This window comes from Sphingopyxis solisilvae, assembly GCF_015475875.1.
In the GTDB taxonomy this organism is placed as follows: Bacteria; Pseudomonadota; Alphaproteobacteria; order Sphingomonadales; family Sphingomonadaceae; genus Sphingopyxis; species Sphingopyxis solisilvae.
In genome coordinates, this window is record NZ_JADKYM010000005.1 from 1 (window position 1) to 24,447 (window position 24,447).

Below are 24,447 nucleotides of genomic sequence, written 5' to 3' on the forward strand. Positions count from 1 at the left end.
GACGTCGATCCGCCGCGGCCGGATCGCTGCCGCTTCGGCGGCACTCAGCCGCCGGACGCTGTTGAACATCGGATTGAACACCGCGCTGCCGCCGGCCTTGGTCAAGGTGACGAAATGAAAGGCGCTGCTCCGCGAAAATTCATAGGCAAAAACCGTGACATCGACTTGTCCCGACTGGGTGGCGACGCGTGCCGTCGAATAGGACGCCGGCAATCCGTTCACCGTCGTGCGCTGGATCGCACTGGGGGTGATCGCGCTGTTCCCCGCAACCGCCTTGAACGCCGTGGCGATATAGGCATTCATGTCGCCGTTGTAGGGTCCGGTCGTGAACTGCGCCTGCCCGCCATTGCCACTGACCGTGACCGCGGTCGTGCCGTTCTGCATGCCATATCCGCGCGGCACCTCGAACCGCAGCCGCAGGTCGGGGTGCAGGAACTGGTTGCCCTCGACCACGCCTTGCGCGGGATCGTCGCCGTATAGGACATTGTCGACGGCCGCCAGAAAGGCGTCGGCGTTGCGGGCGCCGCCCGTACCACCGACGCGGCCGGCCAGCGTCTGGGCATTGCGGACGCGCGACGCCGGGTCGGGGTGGGTACTGGCCCAGGCGGGGAGCGAGCGGGCATCGCCGCCCGAAAGCCGCGCGTCGAGACTCGTCTGATTGGCGAGGCTGGCGAGCATCGTCGACAGCGCCAGCGGGTCATAGCCCGCGCTGCGCAGATATTGCACGCCCAGCTGGTCGGCCTCCAGCTCCTGCCCGCGCGAGAAGCCCAGCGTCGCGAGCTGGGCCACCTGCATCGCATTGTTCTGGAGCAATCCACCAAGGCCGCCGATCACACCCCCGCCGTCACCGATCGCGCCGCCCAGCACCGCGCCCAGCAGGCCCAATAGCTGGTTGCGGGTCGCGGCCGACTGGCGTTTTTTGCTGTGCTGGGCCGCGACATGCCCGACCTCGTGCCCCAGCACCCCGGCCAGCTCGGCCTCGTCGTTCATCAGCGCCATCAGCTGGCGGGTGACATAGACATAGCCGCCGGGGATCGCGAAGGCGTTATTGACGGGCGAATTCAGCAGGGTGACGGTAAAGTCGCTCGGGCTGCGCGACAGCCCCGATTGCACCGCGATATTCTGACCGACGCGATTGACGTAGCTCGCCTGCGGCCCGCTGTAGACGCCGCCGAATTCGGCCATCAATTGTGGATGCGCGTCGCTGCCCTGCTTACGGTCGGCGGCAGAAATGTTCGTCGCGGTCTTGATCGCCTTCAGCTGCGCGCCGGCGACACCAGTCACCGCCAGGCTGCCCAGCGCCGCGGTTGCGGCGAACAGCGTCGCCGCACCGTTCCTTGTCCATCGGGTCATCGGTCCAATCCTCCCCTGCTGCGCGTTCTTTCCGGCATATCGCCGATCCATATTCAAGCAAGCCGTCGATGAACCGCCGCTGTCCGGCGCGCAACGGCTGACCGGTCGAAAACGCAATACCAATGGATCGGGTTCCGCGCGCCCTGCCGATCAGGCGCGGCCCATCGCAAGAAATTTTTCCTCGCGAGCGGCCAGCACGGCATCGCGCGGCAGGCCCGAAAGGGCATCGAGTTCCTCCGCGATCGCGTCGCCGAGCGCCGCAATCGCCACCTCGGGCGCCCGATGCGCGCCGCCGACCGGTTCGGGAACGATCCGGTCGATGATCTTCATACCGAGCAGGTCCTGCGCCGACATCTTCATTGCCGCGGCGGCATCGGCCGCCTTGTCCGACGTGCGCCACAGGATCGACGCGCAGCCTTCGGGTGAAATCACCGAATAGACGGCATGTTCGAACATCAGCACACGGTTGGCGGCGGCGATCGCGATTGCGCCGCCCGACCCGCCTTCGCCGACGACCGCAGCCACCATCGGCACCCCCAGCGCGAGACATTGTTCGGTCGATCGCGCGATCGCTTCGGCTTGGCCGCGCTCCTCGGCCTGAATGCCGGGAAAAGCGCCCGACGTATCGACCAGGCTGACCACCGGCAGGCCGAACCGGTCGGCCAGCTGCATCAGGCGGATCGCCTTGCGATAACCCTCCGGCTTCGCCATGCCGAAATTATGCTTCATCCGCGACGGGATATCGTCGCCCTTTTCATGGCCGATGACCATCACGCGGCGACCACGAAAGCGCGCTAGACCGCCCAAAATCGCTTGGTCGTCGCCGAAATTGCGGTCGCCTGCCAGCGGCATCCAGTCGTCGAACAGGCCCGCGACATAATGTTTGAAATGCGGTCGGTCGGGATGGCGCGCGACCTGCGTCTTTTGCCACGGCGACAGTTTGGAATAGATGTCGCGGAGCAGTTTGGACGATTTGTCCTCGAGCCGCGCAATGTCATTGTCGATGTTCAGCGACGGATCGTCGCCCATTTCGCGCAGTTCGGCGATTTGACGATCGAGCGCGGCGACCTGTTTTTCGAAGTCCAAAAAGGCTGTCATGGTGAAGAGCGCTAGGACGATGGCGCAGGCGCGTCAACGTCCGCCATTCGCGCCAGCGGATGACGGCGATTGACCAGTTCGACGAGCCGCCGGCTGTCGACATGGGTATAGATTTCGGTGGTGGCGATGTCGGCGTGGCCCAGCATCAGCTGCAGCGCGCGCAGGTCGGCACCGCCTTCGAGCAGGTGAGTGGCAAAGGCATGGCGCAGCACGTGCGGACTGACCGCCGTCGGATCCACTCCCGCGCGCGCGGCAAGATCGCGAAGCATCTGGAACAGCCGCACGCGCGAAATATGGCTGCGGCCCGAAGGGAACAACCAGATCGCCCCTTCGGCAATCAACGGCATCCAGCGCGCCAGCACGCGCCGCGCCCGGTCGGAGAGCGGCACGAGCCGTTCCTTGTCGCCTTTGCCGCGGATGATGAGAAATTCATGCTCGCCCGCAATCGCGCGGCGGGGCAGCGACACCAGTTCGCTGGCGCGCAGCCCCGATCCGTAGAGCAGTTCGAGCAGCAGCAGCATCCGGACGGCCGCTGCGGGGGGCACTTCGCCCGCAGCCTCCTGTTCGGCCTGCGCGAACAGGTGTTCGACATGATCGTGCGTCAGGATGCGCGGCAGCGGCCGCCGGGTCGTTGGACGGGCAATATCGAGCGCCGGGTTGTCCGCCCGGTCGCCCTCATCGAGCAGAAACGCGTAAAATTGCCGCAATGCCGACAGTTTGCGCGCGGCGCTGCTGGTTGCAAGCGATTGATAACCAGCCATCAATTGTCGCAGATCGGCAACGTCGGCGGCTTCGATCGCACCGTTCATGCTCGCCGCGGCCTGCTCCAGATCACGGCGATAGGCGGCGAGTGTATTGCGCGAAGCGCCGCGCTCGGCGGCCATCATCTCCAGGAAACGGTCGATCGCGGCGGCGTCGGTCATCGACACGCCGCCCGATCCGCGGGTTCAGACACGGACCAGCGCTTCCGCGGCGATCATGCGCGCCTCGGCGCCAAGGCCGACGTCGCGCAGCGCCCGGACGATGTAATAGAGGTGATAGGGCGGCACATCGTCCCAATCGCCCTGCATTCCCGTCGCGGCGAGCAGCGCGACCATTCCGGGCTCGCGCCGTTCGGCCGCGGCCATGATCGCGCGCGACCAGCGCGTCTGGCGGCCAAGGTCAATACCAAGGTCCCCCGCCACCGACGCGGCCGCGCCGCCATCGACGCGGCCCAGTCCCGCGAGACCGGCGAGCAGGAACTTCGTGCGCAGCCCGTCGGTGCTGTCGTCATTCCCCGCAAATTGCCCGATCGTGCCGGCGTTGATTCCGTTCAGCGAACGCGGCGATCCGACCGCCAGGACACCCCAGGCGCGGCTGCCGACATTCACCGTCGGCACCCATGCCATCGCATTGGTGTCAAAACCGCCGGCGAGCATCGACCCCATCAACTGCCAGGGATCGCTGCCGACCCCGGTGCCCGGCGGCAAGGCCGCCGCGGCGCGCGCGGTCGATACCATCGCGGCGTAGCCGGATCCCGCCCCCCACAGCCGTTCCATGGCGGCATAACGCGCCGCGCCATCGGCGGTACCGAACGCCGCGCGCAACTGCTCGGTCCGGGCCGTCAGATCCTCCGACGGTTCCTCCTCGGTCGCGGCGGCACTCAGCAGCGACACATAAGCTTCACTCGAAAGCACGCCGCGCGCCGCGGCGTCGGGCGCCGCGACGACCCGGTCCGCCATTTCCGTCATCGGCGCCAGAACGGTCCACGCTTTTATACTGGCCGGGGCCGCAGCGCGCAACGGGTCGGGAATGGGCACCGCGGTCGCCGTCGCCATGCCGAAGCGCCAGCTGGTCAGTCGGCCGACATTGTCCCACTCGATCGTCGTCGAGCGGCGCCCGCTTCCCGTCGCACCCAAGACCCGTTCGGCAAGCAAGATGTCGAAGTTGGCAATCTTGCCGCTCGATCGAACCCGCCCGATCGCCCAGCCCGCCGGGCCGGCCTCACCCGACAGGCCCGAACAGATGGCGGCCGCGAGCCGCCAGCTGTGCTCGTCGCCATGCGCGAGGCCCGCGGGCACATAGGGACACATGCCCGCCGGATCGGCATTGGCCAGATAGGTTTGCTGTGCGGTGGCGACGAGGCGCGGGGTGGCGCGGTCATAATCGACCGACTGGACGATCCAGCGCGCGGCAATCGATTCGCCCATGCGCAGCAACAGCGCCGCGCGATCCGCGGCGAGGTCGGCGCCGTTGATCGTTTCGGGGGTATCGACCGCCGACACCAGCGCCCGGCGCAGTAAGATATGCCCCCAGCGCGAGGCGAGCTGGCCATTCGTGCGCTGCATCAATGCCGCGGCATATTGGCCTCTGACGCCAAAGGCGTCGGGCGCCAACCCGCCGGTTTCGGGGGTCAGCGGGCCGATGCGCGTCAGCAGCCGCCGGGCGCCGGGCGGCAGATCATATTTCAGCGTCCCCGGTTCTTCGGCTTCGCCCTCCTCGCCGGTTTCGGTATCGGCAGCGACCGGGGCGGGCGTGTCCGCCGTGCCGACCGTGGGGGTCACGGGCGGCGGGCTGGCGCCGTTCTTCGGTGCCGCGGGCGACGTTGGTGCCGGCGTCGGACGCGGGGCGGGCGTTTCCGCCGGGTTGCCGAAACCTTCAGGCAGCAGCGATTCCTGTGCCAGCACCGGCCAAACCAGCGCCGCGGCCAGTGCCGAGCCCGACAAGCCCAGCGTCAACGTGAACAATTTTTTCGTCATACCGCCGCGCTTTCGGCAATCTTGTCGGCCACGTCCACCTCTAAACTACCTGTCCGGCGCGCCGCATGATCGGCTGACGGCGAAAACCATTGTCCCCTGCGACCCCGGCGGTATAGCCGCGCGCACGATGTCGCGAAACCCGAAAAGCCCTGCGCCGAAACGCGGCAGCCCCGTCGCTCCGGGTGTGCGCGACCGGTCGATCGTGCTGGTCGGGCTGATGGGGTCGGGCAAGTCCACGGTCGGCCGGCGGCTCGCGCAGCGGCTCGGCATGCGCTTCGCCGATGCCGATGACGAGATCGAGCGCGCCGCCGGGATGACTATCGCCGATATTTTCGATCGGTTCGGCGAGGCGCATTTTCGCGATGGCGAGCGCCGCGTGATCGCGCGCCTGCTCGGCGGCAAGCCGATGGTGCTCGCAACCGGCGGCGGCGCCTTCATCAATCCGGAAACGCGCGCGCTGATCCTGAAAGACAGCCTTTGCATCTGGCTCGACGCCGATATCCCGACGCTCGTCGAACGCGTTGCGCGCCGCAGCCACCGACCGCTGCTCAAGGACCGCGACGCGGGCGAAGTGCTGCGTGAACTGGCGGCGGTGCGCAATCCCGTCTATGCCGAAGCGCATCTGCGCGTCAGTTCGGCGAGCACGCCGCACGAACAGACCGTGCGCGCAATCTTGGAGGCACTCGCGACATGGAAAAGCTGACCGTCGAGCTCGGCGCCCGCAGCTATCCCATCCTGATCGGCGACGGGCTGATCCGCGAGATCGGCGCCCATGTCGCGCCGCTCCTGAAACGTCCGCGCACGATGATCGTCACCGACTCCCATGTCGCCGACCATTATCTCGCCGCGCTCGGCACCGCGCTGGCGATGGAGAATATCTCTTTCTCCTCCTTCGTCCTCGACGCGGGCGAAGCGACGAAAAGCTGGGCGGGGCTCGCGCGCCTCACCGAATGGCTGATCGGCGAAGGCATCGAACGCAGCGACCATGTCATCGCGCTTGGCGGCGGCGTGATCGGCGATCTCGTTGGCTTTGCGTGCAGCATCGTCAAGCGCGGCTGTTCCTTCATCCAGGTGCCGACGACGTTGCTTGCGCAAGTCGACAGCAGCGTCGGCGGCAAGACCGCGATCAACACCCCCGCGGGCAAAAACCTGATCGGCGCCTTTCACCAGCCGGCGATGGTCGTGATCGACCCGACGACGCTCGAAACGCTGCCGCGTCGCGAACTCGGCGCGGGTTATGCCGAAGTCGTCAAATATGGGCTGATCGACGACGCCGATTTCTTCGCCTGGTGCGAGGCGAATGGCGCCGCGTTGCTCGCGGGCGACAGCGCCGCGCGCGCCCATGCGATCGGGCACAGCGTTGCCGCCAAGGCGCGGATCGTCGCCGCCGACGAGCGCGAGACGCAGGATATTCGCGCCTTGCTCAACCTCGGCCACAGCTTCGGCCACGCGCTCGAGGCCGAAACCGGCTATTCGGACCGGCTGCTCCATGGCGAGGCGGTTGCCGCGGGCATGGTGCTGGCGCACCAGTTCTCGGCCGCGAACGGCCTCTGCCCCTTCGCCGACGCCGCGCGTGTGCGCGACCATCTGGCGAGCGTCGGCCTGCCGCACAGCCTGACCAGCGCGGGCATCAATACGGGCGGCGCCGAGCTTGCGGCGCATATGGCGCACGACAAGAAGGTGCGCGGCGGCAAGCTGCCGCTCATCCTGTCGCGCGGCATCGGGCAGAGCTTCGTCACCGACGAATATGGCCTCGACGCGGTTGCCGCCTTTCTCGACGGGCAGCGCGGCGCTTAGGCTGGCGCCGTATCCTCGTCGCGCGCTGCCTTCGCCGCGCGGCGGCGCTGGCGGAAGGTTTCGATCACGCTGTCGGCTTCGCGCCCGCCGCCGGGCTTGAAGCGATGATCCATGCCCGCGGTCAGGTCGCCTTCGTCGATCTGCGCCGCCAGCCGCGTTTCGTCGAGCTGGCGGAAGGCCGCCTCGACATCCTCGATCTCGCGCGGGTCGACATCCAGTTCCTCGAGCGCTTTGAGGCCAAGCGCCACCGAACTTTCGAACACCTCGCGCACCGCAGCGGATACGCCAACGCCGTCGATCGCGATCAACTGGCGGCGGTCGAACACGCGCGCCAGCACCCGTGCCTGTGGAAAGGCTTCGACGATCGGGCGCAGGGTTGACGCGTCAAACGCCGCGTCGTCGATGCAATAGATGATCAGTTTCGCATCGTCGGCGCCTGCCCGCCGCAGCAGGTCGAGCCGCAAGCCGTCGCCATAATATACTTTTGTGTCGAACCGCCCCGACCGCTCGATCTGGCTCGGCTTTTTGTCGATCAGGGTCACGGAGCAATCGACGGCATGGAGCATTTGCGCCACGGTCTGCCCGAAGCGGCCATAACCGATAACCAGCGCCGATCCGCGCGGTGCGTGCTCGGGACCGTCCATGTCGGCACCGTCGCGATCGGGCGCAAATTCCAGATTGCGGGCGAACAGCATCAGGAAGGGGGTCGAAATCATCGACAGCGTCACGACCGCACTGAACAGGCTCGCCGCGTCCGGCGCAATGAGCAGCGCCTGCTGCGCTTGGGTGAACAGCAGGAATCCGAATTCGCCGCCCTGGCTGAGCAGCAGGCCCAAGCCGAGCGCGGTTTTCCACGATTTGCCGAACGCGCGAACCAGCAGCGTCAGCACGGTGAGCTTGACGACGACCAGCGCCGCGGCAAGCCCGACGACGCGCAGCGGGTCGGCGAGCACGACATTGACGTCCAGCACCATGCCAACCGCCAGGAAAAACAGCCCGAGCAGGATCAGGCGAAACGGTTCGACATCGGCTTCGATTTCGTGCCGGTAGGGCGAGTCGGCAAGCATCACCCCGGCGATGAAGGCGCCCAGCGCGGTCGAGAGGTGCAGGCTGTGCATCAGTGCCGCGCTCGCCAGCACCGCGAGCAGGCCGACGACGACGAACAATTCGCGTTCGCCATAGCGGCCAATCAGCCGGAGCAGCGGATTGAGGATGAACCGCCCCGCAAGCACGAGCCCGATGATCGCGGCGACCGTGTACAGCGCCAGCATCCAGCCCGGCGGTGCCGAGGGGTCGGCGGGTGCGCGCGACATGACGGCGATGATCGTGATCATCGGCACAATCGCCAGATCCTGGAACAACAGGACCGAGAACGCCTTTTCGCCAAAGGGCGAGTTGATCCGCCCCGAATTTTTGAGGCCGGGCAGAATCTGCGCCGTCGAAGACAGCGCCAGCGGCAGGCCGAGCGCCAGTGCTGCCTGCCAGCTGAAACCCAGCGTCAGAAAGATCAGGGCGGAAAGGATCAATCCGGTGATTGCGACCTGGGTAAAGCCAAGGCCGAAGATCGCTCGCCGCATGTTCCACAAGCGACGGGGATGCAATTCGAGCCCGACCAGAAACAGCAGGAAAGCAATGCCAATCTCGGCAAACGCGAGCTTCGACTCGCCGCCGCCGACAAGCCCGAACCCATAGGGACCGACCAGCGAGCCCGCGATCAGGTAGCCGAGCACTGCTCCCAGACCGAGGCGGCGGAAGAACAGAACGAACAGCGTCGCAACGCCCAGGAGGATCGCGCCCTCGATCAGCGCCGTGTCGGTCGCTTGTTCAGCGGCCTTTTCGGCGGCAACCACGGACAGCGCAAACAGGTTCATGCCGCAGCAACCCGAGATTCGAGCGCGGCAATTGCGGCATCGAACGGCAGCAAGATGGCGCCGTGCCGCGCCGGATAGTCGCGCGCCGGGGCAAGCAGATCAAAACCGGGCCAGTCGGGCGCCTCGCCGTCACCGGCAAACCAGCCGGCAATCGCATTGCGCGCGCCGCGGATGTCGTCGAGCGAACGGCCGCGCGCGTGCCGCGCGAGCAGGGTGGCGGCTGCCTGCCCCAGTGCGCAGGCTTCGACGTGCATTCCGACCTCGGTCACCCGCCCGGCAGCATCGGCGTCGAGATCGAGCAGGATGCGGCTGCCGCACAGTGGTGCCCGCACGCTCGCATGAAATCGCGCCTCGGGGCGCGGCAGATGCTCCGCCGTCGCCACCGCCAGCGCCAAGATGTCGCGGTTGTAAAGCGGCGCGCTCATCGCGCCGGAGCGTCGGCTTTGGCCTCGGCCTCGCGCGCCTGGGCGCGGCGGTCGGCGATCACCTGGCTCAACGCCTTGCTGGTGGCATTCAGCGCGGGATAGGTGCGGCTGTCGGTCATCCACGCCGGACGCTGGGCGTTGCCATAGCCGATATCGTACAAGAGCGTGATCGCCATAAAGCCGATCGCGGCGATCATCAGCCCCTTCACCGCGCCGAACCCGGCGCCCAGTCCGCGGTCAAACCCGCCGACGAGCGAAGCGCGGCTGCGCTGCCCCATCGCGCGCGACCCCCATTTGGCAAAAGCGAAAACGCCCCCAAACAGCAGCACGAACGCCAACATCGCCGCGCCGCCTTCGGTCCCTACCCACCCTGTCAGCAGATCGGTGACCGCCGGATGAAAGAAGCGGACCGCCGCGATCGCCAGCACCCAGGCGAGCAGCGTCGTCACCTCCTGCACCAGGCCGCGCGAAAAACCGAGCACCGCGCTGCCGCCGACGAGCGTCAGTACGAGGATATCCAGAGCTGTCAGACTTCCCATTCTGGGGTGGCTAGTCGCGCCCGAGCATCAGGTCAACGAGTTCGCCGAGCCGTTCGAAACCGGTCACCGAAATTCCACCGACCGGCTTCATTCCCTTCGGCCCCCAGCCTCGCGAAAAACCCAGCTTTGCCGCCTCGCGCAGCCGCAGTCCGTCGTGCGACACCTGCCGCACCTCGCCCGACAGCGACAATTCGCCGAACACAATCGCGTCGGCGGGTACCGGCCGCTCGCTGAACGCCGAAATCAGCGCCGCCGCGACGGCCAGATCGGCGGCGGGATCGGTCAGGCGGTAACCACCCGCGATGTTGAGATAGACTTCGGCGGCGCCCATTTGCAGACCGCAACGCGCCTCCAGCACCGCCAGCACCATCGCGAGCCGCCCGCTGTCCCAGCCGACGACGGCGCGGCGCGGCGTCGCCCCGCTGGCCAGCCGCACGGTCAGCGCCTGCACCTCGACCAGCACCGGGCGCGTGCCTTCCAATGCCGGAAACACCACCGATCCCGGCACGTCGCGGCTGCGGTCGGTCAGGAACAGGCTCGACGGGTTGCTGACCTCGCCCAGCCCCTCCTCGCCCATCGCGAACACCCCGATCTCGTCGGTGCCGCCGAAGCGGTTCTTTACCGCGCGCAGGATGCGGTATTGGTGGCTGCGCTCACCCTCGAACGCCAGCACGGTATCGACCATATGTTCGAGCACGCGCGGCCCCGCGATCGTCCCATCCTTGGTGACATGGCCGACCAGCACGATCGCGGCGTCGCTGTCCTTGGCATAACGGATCAGCTCCTGCGCGCTCGCGCGAACCTGGCTCACCGTCCCTGGCGCGCTGTCGATCAGGTCGCTGTGCATCGTCTGGATCGAATCGATCACGACGAAATCGGCGGTCTGCCGGTCGAGCGTCGCCAATATGTCGCGCACCGACGTCGCGCTGGCGAGCGCCACAGGTGCGTCGCCCAGCCCCAGCCGCTGCGCGCGCAGCCGCACCTGCGCCGCCGCCTCCTCGCCGCTGATGTAAACCACCGACTTACCCGCTTGCGCCAGCCGCCCCGCCGCCTGCAACAGCAAGGTCGATTTGCCGATCCCCGGATCGCCGCCGATCAACGTCGCCGACCCCGCGACGAAGCCGCCGCCCAGCGCGCGGTCGAATTCAGCGATCCCGCACAGCATCCGCTCGGGCATCCTGCTTTCGGCATTCAGCGTTTCGAGCGCGATCGTCCGCCCGCCCTTGCTCAGGTCATGCTTGGCCGAAAAGACAGTTTCGCCCGCTTCCTCGACCAGCGTGTTCCACTCGCCGCAATCGGCACATTGCCCCTGCCAGCGATAGGTGGCGGAGCCGCAATTTTGGCAGACATATTGGCGTTTTGTTTTGGCCATAGGCTTTGCTTAGCGGGAACATATATGGAACACCAGCGGTTTCCACCATCGTCATTGCGAGCGAAGCGAAGCAATCCAGCGCCTGCGTAAACCGCCGTGGATTGCTTCGCTTCGCTCGCAATGACGCAGAAAGGACAGTAGGGGATATCGCAACCCCGAATCATTCATCCAGCAGGATCGCCCATCCCATGAAATTCTTCGCCGACACCGCCGAAATCGCCGACATTCAGGAACTCGCCGCAACGGGCCTGCTCGACGGGGTCACCACCAATCCGTCGCTGATCGCCAAGTCGGGCCGTGATTTCAAGGAAGTGACCCGCGAAATCTGCGCGCTGACGACCGGCCCGGTGTCGGCCGAAGTCGTCGCGCTCGACCACGATACGATGATGCAGGAGGCCGAGATTCTCCGCAAGATCGCCGACAATGTTTGCATCAAGGTGCCGCTGACGATCGACGGGCTGAAAACGTGCAAGGCGCTGACCAGCGATGGGACGATGGTCAATGTGACGCTCTGCTTCTCGGCCGCGCAGGCGCTGCTCGCCGCCAAGGCGGGCGCGACCTTTGTTTCGCCCTTCGTCGGCCGCCACGACGACAATGGTTTCGACGGGATGCAGCTGATCTCGGACATCCGCCTGATCTACGACAATTATGGCTATGAGACCGAAATCCTGGTCGCCAGCGTCCGCCACGGCATCCATGTGCTCGAAGCCGCCAAGATCGGCGCCGACGTGATGACCGCGCCGCCGTCGGTGATCAAGGGGCTGTTCAAGCATATCCTGACCGAAAAGGGCATCGAGGGGTTCCTGGCGGATTGGGCGAAGACGGGGCAGTCGATCTGACAAACATCCTCCCTGTCGCGCAGCGATGGGGAGGTGGCAGCGGCGTAGCCGCTGACGGAGGGGCTATTACGCGGCGGCGTCGCCCCTCCACCATCCTGCGGATGGTCCCCCTTCCCATGGCTTCGCCACAGGGAGGATTACAGTTGACGTAAACGTCAACTCACCGCGATACTCGCCCGAAAGGGAGAGATTCGCGATGACCGACACCACCATCCTCACCGAACGCCGCGGCCACATCCTCATCGTCACGATCAACCGCCCCGAGGCGCGCAACGCGGTCAATGCCGCGGTCCATATCGGCATCGGCACCGCGCTCGACGAGGCGGAAAACGACCCCGAAATCCGCGCCCTCGTTATTACCGGCGCAGGTGACAAAAGCTTCTGCGCGGGCGCCGACCTGGTCGCCCTGTCGCGCGGAGAGTCGCTCTATCCCGACGATCCCGCGCAGCAGGCGTGGGGCTTCGCCGGCATGGTGTCGCACCCGATTTCGAAACCGATCATCGCCGCGGTCAACGGCTTCGCGTTCGGCGGCGGTTGCGAGATCGCGCTGATGAGCGACATCATCGTCGCCGCCGATCACGCGCAGTTCGGCCTCCCCGAGGTCAAGGTCGGACTGTTCGCCGCGGCGGGCGGCGCCTTTCGCCTCGCGCAGCAAATCCCGCGCAAGCTGGCGATGGAATATATGCTGACCGGCGACCCGATCCCCGCCGCGCGCGCCGCCGAATTCGGGCTGGTCAATCATGTCGTCCCGCTCGCCGAGCTGCTCCCCACCGCGATCGCGCTCGCCGAAAAGATCGCCGCCAACGCGCCGCTGTCGGTGCAGGCGTCGAAGCGCGTCGCGCTTGGCATCCATGACGGTCGCATCGCCGCCGACGCGCCCTATTGGGAAGCCAACACGCTCGAACGTACCGCGCTGATGCGCAGCGAGGACGCACGCGAAGGCCCGCGCGCCTTTGCCGAAAAGCGCAAGCCTGAGTGGAAGGCGCGCTAAAATGACGATGACCGATCCCGAGCGCATTCCCGTCATCATCGGTGTCGGACAGGTCAATGACCGGCCCGAGGATCCCGACGACGGTCTCGATTCGCTCGGGCTGATGGTCGCGGCGCTCGGGATCGCTGCCGAGGACGCTGGCGTATCACTCGACGATCTCAATAGCCTCGCGATCGTCGATCAGATCAGCTTTCACCACCTCGGCAAGCTATGCGAACCCCTCGCCGCCGCGATCGGCGCCAATCCGGTGATCAACTATCAGTCCGCCGCGCCGCACGGCGATACCCCGGTGCGCCTGCTCAACGAGGCCGCGAACCGCATCGGCGCGGGCGAGGTCAAACTTGCCGCGATCGTCGGCGCCGAAGCGCTGCGCACCGCCGCGGGCCGCGCCGCCAAGGCTGCGAGCGGCGAAGACAAGAGCTATAATGCGATCCGCAAGGTCGCTACCCGACGCGAGCCGAACTATGCGCAGTTGCACGGGCTGGCCGCCCCTGTCGATGTCTATCCGCTCTATGAAAATGCGACCCGCGCTGCGTGGGGCCAAAGCCTGTCCGACGCGCAGGCCGAAAGCGCCGAAATCTGGGTGCGCTTTTCCGAAGTCGCCGCAGCGAACGACGGCGCATGGATCCGCAAAGCGGCGTCGCCCGAGGACATCCTCCGCGTCGACGAGCGCAACAGGCCGATCGCCTTCCCCTATTCGAAACTGATGGTCGCCAACTCGTCGGTGAACCAGGGCGCGGGCTTCATCGTCGCCAGCCTCGCCGAAGCTTGGCGGCGCGGCATCCCCGAAGACCGGCTGATCTACGTCGGGATGGGCGCGGCGGCGAAGGAGCACGCGAGCATCCTCCACCGCGACCGCTACGATGGCAGCGTCAGTATGGAAACGTCAATCACCCGCACCCTCGCGCTCAACGGCATGACGGCTGCGGATTTCGATCATGTCGAACTTTACAGCTGCTTTCCTTGCGTGCCCAAGATGGCGCGGCGCATCCTCGGCTGGCCGGTGGAGCGCCCCGCAACCGTGTTCGGCGGCCTGACCTTCGGCGGCGGCCCGATCGCCAATTATATGAGCCATGCGATCGTCTCGATGGTTGATCGGTTGCGCGCCGAGGGTCGCTATGGCTTCCTGTTCGCCAATGGCGGCTTCGCCACCGACAATCATTGCATCGTGCTGGGCAGCAAGCCGATCGCCGCCGCCAGCTTCCCGCAGGATTTCGACTATCAGGCCGAAGCCGAAGCCAAACGCGGACCGGTTCCCGAGCTTGTCGAGGATTACGCCGGACCGGCGACGATCGAGAGCTACACGGTGTTTTATGGGCGTGACGGGGCGCCAAAAGCGGGTGTGGTGGTGGCGCGGACGCCAGAGGACAAGCGCACGCTGGCGCATGTCGATGTCGGCGACGCGGCGATGCTGGGGTTTCTGACCGACGGGACACAGGAGCCGGTTGGCATAGCGGGCCAAGTCGTTGCGCTCGAAGAAGGCTTTGGTTGGCGGGCAGTCCAATCCCCTTCGTCATTGCGAGCGTAGCGAAGCAATCCAGGGCGGTTTACGCCGACTCTGGATTGCCGCGTCGCTTCGCTCCTCGCAATGACAAAGCTTTCTAGCCGAGGTCGAACGAAACCCCCTGCGCCAACGGCAACGCATCCGAATAATTGATCGTGTTCGTCGCGCGCCGCATATATTGGCGCCAGCTGTCCGATCCGCTTTCGCGGCCGCCGCCAGTCTCTTTTTCCCCGCCAAACGCCCCGCCGATCTCGGCCCCACTCGTCCCCAGATTGACGTTGGCGATGCCGCAATCGCTTGCGACCAGGAACCGCTCGGCCTCGCGCACATCGGTGGTAAAGATCGCCGACGACAGCCCCGCCGCCACATCATTGTGCAGCTCGATCACCGCGTCGAGATCGTCATAACGCATGATGTACAGGATCGGCGCGAACGTCTCTTCGAGCACCGGTCCGACCTGTCCCGGCATTTCGACCAGCGCGGGCCTTACATAATAGCTGCTGCCGTCGCCAACGCGATCGCCACCGAAAACCATCCCGCCCGCCGCGCGCGCTGCATCGATCGCGCTTTGCATGGCCTCATACGCCGCGCGGTCGATCAGCGGCCCGACCAGCACCTCGCCCTCCAGCGGATTACCGACGCGGACGCTGGCATAAGCGGCCTTCAATCGTGCGACAAACCCGTCGTAGATGCTGTCATTGACAAACAACCGCCGGGTCGTGGTACAGCGCTGCCCCGCGGTCCCCATCGCGCCGAACGCCACGCCGCGTAGCGCGAGGTCGAGATCGGCCGACGGCGCGACGATCGCGCCATTGTTCCCGCCGAGTTCAAGGATCGCGCGCGCAAACCGTGCAACCAGCCGCGGCGCCACCGCGCGCCCCATCCGGGTCGATCCGGTCGCCGACACCAACGCCACGCGCTTGTCATCGACCAGCGCCTCACCCACCGCGTGCCCGCCGATCAGCAATTGCGCGAGGCCTTCCGGCGCATCGCCGAACCGCGCCACCGCGCGGTCAAAAACCGCCTGCACCGCTAGCGCGGTCAGCGGCGTCTTTTCTGAAGGTTTCCACACCACGCTGTTACCGCACACCAGCGCGATCGCCGCGTTCCATGCCCATACCGCGACCGGAAAGTTGAACGCCGAAATCACCCCGACGACGCCCAGCGGATGCCAGACCTCCATCATCCGGTGCCCCGCCCTTTCGGTCGCAATCGTCAGCCCGTAAAGCTGGCGCGAGAGCCCGACCGCGAAATCGCAGATGTCGATCATCTCCTGCACCTCGCCCGCGCCTTCGGACGGCACCTTGCCCGCCTCGATCGTCACCAGCCGCGCGAGATCGTCCTTTGCCGCGCGCAGTTCGTCGCCGAGCAGCCGCACCAGTTGGCCGCGGCGCGGCGCAGGGACGCGGCGCCAGGCCCGAAAGGCGGCGGTCGCGGTGTCGAGCACGGCCTCGGTGTGTGGCGTGTCCGCGACCCGGACCATGCCGATCTGCTCGCCCGTCAGCGGCGTCACCGATGCCATCGACCCGCCGGTCCAGGCGTCACGATCGACGCCGAGTCCGTCAAGCAGTCGCGCGACATCATGGCCCAATTGCGTCATCCTGTGTTCCTTCCCCTGCATCCGCCCGCCCTTGCAGTTTATGTCTCGCGGGTTATCGCAGCCAGCAAGCGAGTCAAATCGAAAGCGGGAGAAGCAGACATGTCCGACCTACCCCTCTCCGAACCCTTGGTCCCGGTCCCCGCCGAAGCCGCCGCGAACACGCATTGCACCGCCGCCGACTACGACCGGCTTTACCGGCAGAGCATCGACGATCCAGACGCCTTCTGGGCCGAACAGGCGAAGCGGATCGACTGGATCAAGGCGCCGACGAAGATCGGCAATTGGTCCTACTATCCCGTCGAAATCAAATGGTATGAGGACGGCGTCCTTAACCTTTGCCACAACGCCGTCGATCGCCATGTCGCCGCAGGTCATGGCAACCGCACCGCGATCATTTTCGAACCCGACGCGCCCGACGGCGAGACGCGGACGATCAGCTACGCCGCGCTGCTCGCCGACATCGTCCGCTTCGCCAATACGCTCAAGAAGATGGGCGTCCAAAAGGGCGACCGCGTCACCATCTATATGCCGATGATCCCCGAAGGCGCGGTGGCGATGCTCGCCTGCGCGCGCATCGGCGCCGTCCACAGCGTCGTCTTCGGCGGCTTCTCGCCCGAGGCGATCCACGGCCGGATCGAGGATTGCGCCAGCGACTGGGTGATCTGCGCCGACGAGGGGCTGCGCGGCGGCAAGACCGTGCCGCTGAAGGCCAATGTCGACAAGGCCCTTGAGCGCGTCGACGTCAAAGCCGTGCTCGTGATCGCCCACACCGGCGGCGACGTGAATATGAAGGAAGGCCGCGACCATTGGTACGACGCGCTGTCGGCCGATGTCGACGACACCTGCCCGTGCGAGCCGATGAACGCCGAGGATCCGCTGTTCATTCTCTACACCTCGGGATCGACCGGCAAGCCCAAGGGCGTTCTCCACACCGTGGGCGGCTATTCGGTGTGGACCGCGAGCACCTTCCACTACGGCTTCGACTATCGGCCGGGCGAGATCTTCTGGTGCACCGCCGACATCGGCTGGGTCACCGGGCACAGCTATGTCGTCTATGGCCCGCTCCAGAATGGCGCGACGACCCTGATGTTCGAGGGCGTGCCAAACTATCCCGACCACGACCGTTTCTGGCAGGTCGTCGACAAGCATCAGGTCAACATCCTCTACACGGCCCCCACCGCGATCCGCGCGCTGATGCGCGAGGGCGATGACTATGTGACGCGCCACGACCTCTCGTCGATCCGCCTGCTCGGTAGCGTCGGCGAACCGATCAATCCCGAGGCGTGGCGCTGGTATCACCAGACCGTCGGCAAGGGCCGCGTCCCCGTCATCGACACCTGGTGGCAGACCGAGACCGGCGGCATCATGATAACCACCCTGCCCGGCGCGCATCCGATGCAGCCCGGCAGCGCGGGCAAGCCGTTTTTCGGTATCCGCCCGGAACTGGTCGATGCCGACGGCAAAACATTGGTGTGCGAACAGACCGGTGGCGCCGCCGAAGGCAATCTTTGCATCACGCACAGCTGGCCCGGGCAGGCGCGGACGATCTATGGCGATCACGCCCGCTTCGCCGAAACCTATTTCTCGACCTACAAGGGCGAATACTTCACCGGCGACGGCTGCCGCCGCGACGCCGACGGCTATTGGCGCATCACGGGCCGCGTCGACGATGTGATCAACGTGTCGGGCCATCGCATGGGCACCGCCGAGGTCGAAAGCGCGCTGGTGCTGCACGAACTGGTCGCCGAGGCCGCCGTCGTCGGCTTCCCGCATGACATCAAGGGTCAAGGCATCTATGCCTATGTCACCCTCAACGCCGGGGTCGAGGCAACCCCGGAGGTCGAGGCAGCGCTGAAGCAACAAGTGCGCAAGGAAATCGGGCCGATCGCGACGCCGGACCATATCCACCTGACTCCCGGCTTGCCGAAGACGCGATCGGGCAAGATCATGCGGCGCATCCTGCGCAAGATTGCGGAGAATGATTTCGGATCGCTAGGCGATACCTCGACCCTCGCCGACCCGAGCCTGGTCGACGGGCTGATCGCGGGGCGGAAGAGCCGCTAACCACAATCGTCTCCCCCGAGAAGGCGGGGGCGACGATAAAGGGCTATTCCGCCAGCGCTTCGCACAACCCGTCGGACGCCAGCGCGATCCGCGACTCCGACGTCTGGCGATTGGCCGCGCTATTCTGCACGCCCTTCGTTTCGGTATTGAACGCCAACAGAGTCCCGACGCGCTGGTCGGGGCAAAAGCTCAGATAGGCACGAAAACCATTCTGGTCGCCGTTGTGCCCGACGATACGCAAGCCCCGGGTGCGGTCGACGAAAAACGACAGCGCGCTCTGCGTCGTCGCCGCCATGCGGCCCTGCGTGAAGTCCTCGCCCGCCGAAATCTGCGGCACCCACATTTCCTCCAGCGACGACCGTTTCAGCACGCGATCATAATCCACCTGCCGCGCTGGATCGCCGAGCAGGAACGCCAGATATTTCGCCATGTCGGGCATCGGCGCGTTGAGCCCGCCGTTCGAAACCGTAACGCCGGTATCGACGTCGAACGGCGCAGCAACGCGCTTGCCATCGCGGATGTAATAGCTGTGCGAGCGATGCTGCAACAGATGCGGCGGGGTGCGGTCGAAATAGCTGGCGTGCATGCCGAGCGGTTTCAGGATGTTCTTGTCGATATAGACTTCATAATCCTCGCCCGACAGCCGCTCGATCACCTGCCCCAGATAGACGATGCCGGGGTTCGAATAGCCGAAGCGGCTGCCCGGTTTGAATTCGACGCGCGTGTAGGGCAGCATCGCGACCAGTTGGTCCCACCGCTGCGGCTCGAACGGCTGCCAGTCGTGGTCGCGCCACGGCCAGGTGCCGCTGCGGAACCCGGCGCTGTGGCTCATCAGCTGGCGCAGTGTGATCGCGCCGGTATCGCCATAGGGATTATACACCGCCGCGAGCTCGGGAACATATTTGACGATCGGATCGTCGAGCGACAGCAATCCGCGGTCGCGCAGCTGCATGATCGCGATTCCGGTCATCGTCTTGGTGATCGATGCCCAGTGGTAGATAGTCCGGGCATCGACCGGAACATGCGCGTCGACGTCCTGCTCGCCCAGATGATCGGCGGCGATTGTGCGGCTATCACGCACGACATAAAAGCTGCTGCCCGCAATGTTCGATTTGTCCATTTCGGCGCGGTGCAGCGCGCGAAACTCGCTGAGCGCCTTGTCGAAGCGTGTCTCGTCGGCGGCGGCAGGCGTGGTCGTCAGAATAAGCGCGGCGGCGATCCAGCGCATCATGGCAATCCCTCCCGATCCGGTGCTGACGGACGGTGGCCGAAGCCGATCAGAAATGAAAGTCCGGCAATTCCGCCAGCGCGATCCCCAGCGCTTCGGCCCAGCCGTCGGCGACGCTCTGGAAATAAGCATCGCCGCGCTCGAATCGTCGTTCGCGCACCGTCGTATAATCGTCGCGCTCGTGGATCTTGAGGTCGATCGGCAGGTCGACCCCGGCGTTGGCGCGGATCGTCGAATCGAACGACACGCAGAGCAGCTTGACCGCATCCTCGAACGACATGGCGGGGTCATAGGAGCGCACGATGATCGGGCGACCATATTTGGTTTCGCCGATCTGGAAAAACGGATTATCCTCACCCGCCTCGATGAAATTGCCCTCGGGATAGATCAGGAACAGCCGCGGTTCGGCGCCCTTGATCTGTCCACCGACGATCAGCGAAGCGCGAAAGGCGGCGGCCGCGGCCGGTCCCTCGCTGTTATAGCGCATCACGATCTGGCGCAGCGTCTCGCCGATGGTCGTCGCGACCTGGAACATCGACGGCGCCGTCAGGATCGACGGGTGGCGGTCTTCGGGCGCCTTGGTACGTTCGTCGAGCAGGCTCACCACCGCTTGCGTCGTCGCCAGATTGCCCGCCGACATCAACGTGATGACGCGCTCGCCCGGGACGTGCCAGCTGCGCATCTTGCGGACCTGCGCGATATCGTCGACGCCCGCATTGGTGCGGGTGTCCGACATGAACACCAGTCCCTTGTTGAGCCGCATTCCCACGCAATAAGTCATCGAATCCCGTATCCCCGCCCCGGATCGTTTAGCCGCCCCCGGTCCGCTTATTGCTGGACCTGCAATTGAACAACCAGATTTTCCTGCGCCGCACCATAACGCATCCCCCGAACGGGCGCGGCATCGCGGTAATCGAGGCCGGTGGCAACCCGGATATAGCGCTGATCTGGCGAATGGCCGTTGCTGACGTCGAACCCGATCCAGCCGATATGATCGAAATGCGCCTCGGCCCACGCGTGCGTGGCGTCCTGCTGCGTGCGGTCGTTCATCATCAGATAACCCGACACATAACGCGCCGGATGGCCCAGATGGCGCATCGCGGCGATGAAGATATGCGCATGGTCCTGACATACCCCGCCTTCGCTGCCGAGCGCCTGTTCGGCGGTGGTTTCAGCATCGGTAAAGCCGATCCGGTACGCCAGCCGGTCGATGATCAGCGCCGACAGCGCATGCGCGCGTTCGATGTCGTTGGCATGGTCGCGGCCCAGCTGCGCGGTCAGCGCGCGCACTTGCCGCCCCGCGCGCGTGAGCGGGGTCGGGCGCAGGAAGATCCACAGCGGCATCGCGCCGCGGTGCGCGCCGATCACTCCGTCCCATGTCTCCAGTTCCACCGTGCCATGGCAACGGATCGTCAGCTCGGTCACCCCGCCATCGATCGCGATCAGGTCGACGCCGTTGCCGTGATGGTCGGTGTAATGCAGCTGCTGCGCGCCGCCCTCGATATCGATCGCCCAATCGACGATATGCTGCTGCCCCGGCCGGTCCTTGGGCGTCAGTTTGAGCTGCTGCAGCGCATATTTGACGGGCGCATCATATTGGTAGCGGGTGATATGTTCGACACGCAGTTTCATCGTCATTCCACAAACCGGTAGTCGCGCTCGACCTGCCGCGCGAGGTTGGCGGTATCGCGCAGGAAACCGGTCACATATTGGTGCAATCCGCCGTCAAAGATCGACTGGATCGGGGCATTAAGTTTGTCATGGACCAGCGCGTACGCCATTCGCCGCGCTTCGGTTTCCTCGCCATAATGACGCTGCAGCTCGTTCAGGTGATTTTCCATCCGTTCGCTGCAAAAGGTCAGGCTGCGCGGCATCTGGCGATAGAGGATCAGGAACTCCGCGATCTTCAATGCGCTGATCTCTGCCCCATAGAGCCAGCGATAGGCGCGGTGCGCCGATACCGAGCGCAGGATCGTTTCCCACTGCACATTGTCGATCGAAGTGCCGATATGCGCGACCGACGGCAGCAATAGGTAGTATTTCACGTCGAGGATGCGCGCGGTGTTGTCGGCACGTTCGAGATAGGTACCGAGCAGCGCAAAATGATAGCCGTCGTTGCGCAGCATCGTGCCGTTCAGCGCGCCGCGTACCTGCGCGCTTTGCTGACGGATCGTCGTCAGCACATCGGGCAGGTCGTCCTCGCGCACCTGCCGCTTGAGCAGCGCGACGAGCGTCATCCAGCTGGTGTTGACCGCCTCCCACGTCTCGCGGGTCAGCGCGGTTCGCGCGGTCCGGGCATTGTCGCGCGCCTGCCGGATCACCGACAAGATGCTCGACGGGTTGGCAGGATCGCGGAGCAGAAAATCGATTACCCGCGCCGAGCTGTAGTCGCCATGCGCGGCCTGAAACGCCTGATTGACCCCCGCGGTCACCAGCACCGATTTCCATTCGGCGGCCGCGGTCTGCGACCGGGTCAGTGCGATGCGAAACCCTGCGTCGATCAGGCGCGCATTGTTTTCGCTGCGCTCCAGGTAGCGCGCCATCCAGAAGAGGCTGCCTGCGGTTTTGCCTAGCATGCGCGCATTCCCGCGCGACGCCCGCTACCCTCGTCATTGCGCGGAGCGAAGCGACGCGGCAATCCAGCGTGGCGTAAACCGCTCTGGATTGCTTCGCTTCGCTCGCAATGACGAACCAAGGACGGAACCGCGCCCATCAATCCTCCAACACCCACGTATCCTTGGTCCCGCCGCCTTGGCTCGAATTGACCACCAGCGACCCCCGCGTCATCGCAACGCGTGTCAATCCGCCCGGGGTGATCGTGATCCCCTGCGGCGACATCAATACGAAGGGCCGAAGGTCGACGTGGCGTGGTGCCAGCCCCTTTTTTGTGAAGATCGGCACGGTCGACAGCGACAGCGTCGGCTGCGCTATATAATTGCCGGGGTTAGCTTCCAGCTTGGCGCGGAATGCCGCCAGCTCCTTCTTGCTCGCCGCAGGGCCGACCAGCATCCCGTAACCGCCCGATCCGTGGACTTCCTTGACCACCAGTTCGGGCAGTCGGTCGAGCACTTCGCGCAGATGCTCGGGCTCCGAACAGCGCCACGTCGGCACATTGGGCAGCAGCGCCTTTTCGCCGGTATAAAATTCGATGATGTCGGGCATGTAGCTGTACAGCGCCTTGTCATCGGCGATGCCCGTTCCCGGTGCGTTGGCGATCGTGATGCCGCCCGCGCGATAAACGTCCCAGATCCCCGGCACGCCAAGCATCGAATCGGGACGGAAATTCAGCGGATCGAGGAAATCGTCGTCGACGCGCCGATAGAGCACGTCGATCGCCTTATACCCCTGCGTCGTGCGCATCGCGACGCGACCATCAACGACGCGCAGATCATGTCCCTCGACCAGTTCGGCACCCATATGGTCGGCCAGGAAACTATGTTCATAATAAGCGCTGTTGTGGATGCCCGGGGTCAGCACCGCGACCGTCGGCGTCCCGCCGCAGGCGGGCGGCGCGCAGGCGGCGAGCGATTTGAGCAGGTTGATCGGATAATCGCTGACCTCCCGCACCGGTACTTTGGCAAACAGCTCGGGAAACATCTGGAGCATCGTTTCGCGATTTTCGAGCATGTACGACACGCCCGACGGGGTGCGGGCATTGTCCTCGAGCACGTAAAATTCGTTAGCGCCGGTGCGCACGATGTCCGTACCGCTGATGTGGGTATAGATGCCGCCGGGCGGATCGAGCCCCATCATCATCGGCAGGAACGCCGCGTTTCCGGCGATCAGGTCGGTCGGCACCCGCCCGGCGCGCAAAATCTCCTGCCGGTGATAGATGTCGTAAAGGAAGGCGTTGAGCGCGCGCACGCGTTGTTCGATGCCGCGCGACAGGCGGCGCCATTCGCTGGCGGAAATGATCCGCGGCACGACATCGAACGGGATCAGCCGCTCATCGCCGTCGACGGCGCCATAGACGTTGAAAGTAATCCCCGTGGTACGGAACAGCGCCTCGGCCTGCACCGCCTTGTGCTGGATGCGCGCGACATCTTCGGCTTCGAACCACCCGCAATATTCACGGTAGGGCGGCCGGGTTTCGCCCTCCTGGCTGTTCATTTCGTCAAAAAAGGAAATGCGCCTGCCCTTTCCACGCAACATCAAGGTCGGTGCCGCACCAAAGATACGGCCGTTTTCGTTCCAACTGCTGCGTCGCCCGCCGACTACATGGCCACCGAGCTTATTCCGCGATGCTAGCACCGCCGTTCGGGAAGGCAAGGGGACAAAAAAGCGTTAGAAACCAAATAACAAACGAATTGCAACGACCCCGACGAGCACAGCCGTCAACCGCCGGATCAGCGTCGCCGGCCCGCTTTTGACCGCAAGCTGCGTGCCGATCGCACCACCGATCAGCACCGCCACCAACAGCGGCCAATGACCTGCCGCCGCGGCAACCATCGCGCCGCCCTGCCCCTTGATCAGCTGGCCGGTGAGCCCGAACAGGCTGTTGACGAGGATGAACAGGCTCGCGGTCGCCGCCACCGACCGCTCCTCGGCCCAGCGGACGAGATGCAGGATCGGGGCGAGGAAGACGCCGCCGCCGATCCCGACCACGCCCGCGAGATAGCCGAGCGCCGCCGCGATCGGCAGCAACAGCATAGGCGACAGTTTGGCCGGTCTGGCCGTCCGCGGCTGGACCAACAGCGCCAGCGCCGAAGCGAGCAGCGACAGGCCGAGCAGCGTGACCAGCACGCCCTGCTTCACCGGGGTCAATCCGCCCAGAAAAGCCAGCGGGGCGGCGCCCGCGACCAGCGGCAGCGCCTTTGCCCATGGCATCACACCAGCGCGCGCGAAGCGGATCGTCCCGCCGCTGACCACGACCACGTTGCATGCCAGGCTGATCGCCGGGACCAGCCCGACTGCAACCCCGCCCAGCAACAGCAGCGCCGTATATGTCGATCCGCCGCCAAAGCCGACCGCAGCATAGAGCAATGCGGTCAAGCCAAAGAGCGCGGCGAGCCCGGTCATTGCGTCAGA

Annotated in this window: 21 protein-coding genes; 6 read left to right on the forward strand and 15 right to left on the reverse strand. The window is 65.6% G+C overall.

The annotated features are described in order from the left end of the window. From IR187_RS04880 to IR187_RS04895, 4 genes are all read right to left on the reverse strand, one after another. A partial coding sequence (locus tag IR187_RS04880) for a M48 family metalloprotease (protein ID WP_194953594.1) occupies positions 1-1,353 on the reverse strand: 1,353 nt, incomplete at its 3' end. 150 nt (positions 1,354-1,503) lie between these two features. After that, positions 1,504-2,451 carry an acetyl-CoA carboxylase carboxyltransferase subunit alpha gene (locus IR187_RS04885; protein ID WP_194953595.1) on the reverse strand — a complete coding sequence of 316 codons (948 nt, stop codon included), beginning with the start codon at positions 2,449-2,451 and terminating at the stop codon, positions 1,504-1,506. A gap of 11 nt (positions 2,452-2,462) precedes the next feature. Further along, positions 2,463-3,374 carry a tyrosine recombinase gene (locus IR187_RS04890; RefSeq protein ID WP_194953596.1) on the reverse strand — a complete coding sequence of 304 codons (912 nt, stop codon included), beginning with the start codon at positions 3,372-3,374 and terminating at the stop codon, positions 2,463-2,465. Between the two features lie 24 nt (positions 3,375-3,398). Beyond that, complete coding sequence (locus IR187_RS04895) at positions 3,399-5,189, reverse strand: hypothetical protein (protein WP_194953597.1); 1,791 nt, start codon at positions 5,187-5,189, stop codon at positions 3,399-3,401. A gap of 127 nt (positions 5,190-5,316) precedes the next feature. Between IR187_RS04895 and IR187_RS04900 the strand changes: the two genes are divergently transcribed. Beyond that, a complete protein-coding gene (locus IR187_RS04900) occupies positions 5,317-5,892 on the forward strand; it encodes a shikimate kinase (protein WP_194953598.1) in 576 nt (191 codons plus the stop codon). Further along, the gene (aroB, locus tag IR187_RS04905) at positions 5,880-6,986 is read left to right on the forward strand and encodes a 3-dehydroquinate synthase (protein ID WP_194953599.1); all 1,107 of its coding nucleotides are present in this window, start codon (positions 5,880-5,882) and stop codon (positions 6,984-6,986) included. Before IR187_RS04900 ends, aroB begins: the two co-directional genes overlap by 13 nt. Here aroB and IR187_RS04910 read toward each other — a convergent pair. Genes IR187_RS04910 through radA form a run of 4 tightly spaced genes read right to left on the reverse strand, consistent with a single transcriptional unit; the run spans position 6,983 to position 11,193 of the window. After that, the gene (locus tag IR187_RS04910; RefSeq protein WP_194953600.1) at positions 6,983-8,857 is read right to left on the reverse strand and encodes a cation:proton antiporter domain-containing protein; all 1,875 of its coding nucleotides are present in this window, start codon (positions 8,855-8,857) and stop codon (positions 6,983-6,985) included. The two genes, aroB and IR187_RS04910, sit on opposite strands and share 4 nt — an antisense overlap. Next, positions 8,854-9,282 carry an iron-sulfur cluster assembly scaffold protein gene (locus tag IR187_RS17195; protein WP_228765560.1) on the reverse strand — a complete coding sequence of 143 codons (429 nt, stop codon included), beginning with the start codon at positions 9,280-9,282 and terminating at the stop codon, positions 8,854-8,856. The genes IR187_RS04910 and IR187_RS17195 overlap by 4 nt, the downstream gene beginning before the upstream one ends. Next, positions 9,279-9,821 carry a CvpA family protein gene (locus IR187_RS04920; protein ID WP_194953601.1) on the reverse strand — a complete coding sequence of 181 codons (543 nt, stop codon included), beginning with the start codon at positions 9,819-9,821 and terminating at the stop codon, positions 9,279-9,281. Before IR187_RS04920 ends, IR187_RS17195 begins: the two co-directional genes overlap by 4 nt. A gap of 10 nt (positions 9,822-9,831) precedes the next feature. Continuing rightward, positions 9,832-11,193 carry a DNA repair protein RadA gene (gene radA, locus IR187_RS04925; protein WP_194953602.1) on the reverse strand — a complete coding sequence of 454 codons (1,362 nt, stop codon included), beginning with the start codon at positions 11,191-11,193 and terminating at the stop codon, positions 9,832-9,834. Positions 11,194-11,381: 188 nt separating this feature from the next. Between radA and fsa the strand changes: the two genes are divergently transcribed. The 3 genes from fsa (at position 11,382) to IR187_RS04940 (ending at position 14,551) form a co-directional block, all read left to right on the forward strand. Then, the gene (gene fsa / locus IR187_RS04930) at positions 11,382-12,032 is read left to right on the forward strand and encodes a fructose-6-phosphate aldolase (RefSeq protein ID WP_194953603.1); all 651 of its coding nucleotides are present in this window, start codon (positions 11,382-11,384) and stop codon (positions 12,030-12,032) included. Positions 12,033-12,228: 196 nt separating this feature from the next. Next, on the forward strand, positions 12,229-13,023 hold the full coding sequence (locus tag IR187_RS04935) for a crotonase/enoyl-CoA hydratase family protein (RefSeq protein ID WP_194953604.1): 795 nt from the start codon (positions 12,229-12,231) through the stop codon (positions 13,021-13,023). A 1-nt stretch (position 13,024) separates the two neighbouring features. Beyond that, complete coding sequence (locus IR187_RS04940) at positions 13,025-14,551, forward strand: acetyl-CoA acetyltransferase (RefSeq protein ID WP_407699071.1); 1,527 nt, start codon at positions 13,025-13,027, stop codon at positions 14,549-14,551. A gap of 73 nt (positions 14,552-14,624) precedes the next feature. On the opposite strand, the gene amaB is transcribed toward IR187_RS04940, so the two are convergent. Beyond that, a complete protein-coding gene (amaB, locus tag IR187_RS04945; RefSeq protein ID WP_194953605.1) occupies positions 14,625-16,127 on the reverse strand; it encodes an L-piperidine-6-carboxylate dehydrogenase in 1,503 nt (500 codons plus the stop codon). 99 nt (positions 16,128-16,226) lie between these two features. On the opposite strand from amaB, the gene acs reads away from it, so the two are divergent. Next, positions 16,227-18,191, forward strand: coding sequence for an acetate--CoA ligase (gene acs, locus IR187_RS04950; protein ID WP_194953606.1), 1,965 nt, complete (start codon positions 16,227-16,229; stop codon positions 18,189-18,191). A 43-nt stretch (positions 18,192-18,234) separates the two neighbouring features. Here acs and IR187_RS04955 read toward each other — a convergent pair whose 3' ends face one another. The 6 genes from IR187_RS04955 to IR187_RS04980 form a co-directional block, all read right to left on the reverse strand. Further along, positions 18,235-19,422, reverse strand: coding sequence for a serine hydrolase domain-containing protein (locus tag IR187_RS04955; RefSeq protein ID WP_194953607.1), 1,188 nt, complete (start codon positions 19,420-19,422; stop codon positions 18,235-18,237). A 46-nt stretch (positions 19,423-19,468) separates the two neighbouring features. After that, entirely contained in the window at positions 19,469-20,200 is a 732-nt protein-coding gene (locus IR187_RS04960) for a peptidase (RefSeq protein WP_194953608.1), read from the reverse strand. A 47-nt stretch (positions 20,201-20,247) separates the two neighbouring features. Next, entirely contained in the window at positions 20,248-21,051 is an 804-nt protein-coding gene (locus IR187_RS04965; protein WP_194953752.1) for a transglutaminase family protein, read from the reverse strand. A 2-nt stretch (positions 21,052-21,053) separates the two neighbouring features. Continuing rightward, the gene (locus IR187_RS04970; protein WP_194953609.1) at positions 21,054-21,995 is read right to left on the reverse strand and encodes an alpha-E domain-containing protein; all 942 of its coding nucleotides are present in this window, start codon (positions 21,993-21,995) and stop codon (positions 21,054-21,056) included. A 136-nt stretch (positions 21,996-22,131) separates the two neighbouring features. After that, the gene (locus tag IR187_RS04975; RefSeq protein WP_194953610.1) at positions 22,132-23,529 is read right to left on the reverse strand and encodes a circularly permuted type 2 ATP-grasp protein; all 1,398 of its coding nucleotides are present in this window, start codon (positions 23,527-23,529) and stop codon (positions 22,132-22,134) included. A gap of 174 nt (positions 23,530-23,703) precedes the next feature. After that, positions 23,704-24,438 (reverse strand): sulfite exporter TauE/SafE family protein, encoded by a 735-nt coding sequence (locus IR187_RS04980; protein ID WP_194953611.1) that lies wholly within the window; start codon positions 24,436-24,438, stop codon positions 23,704-23,706. Positions 24,439-24,447: the final 9 nt, after the last annotated feature.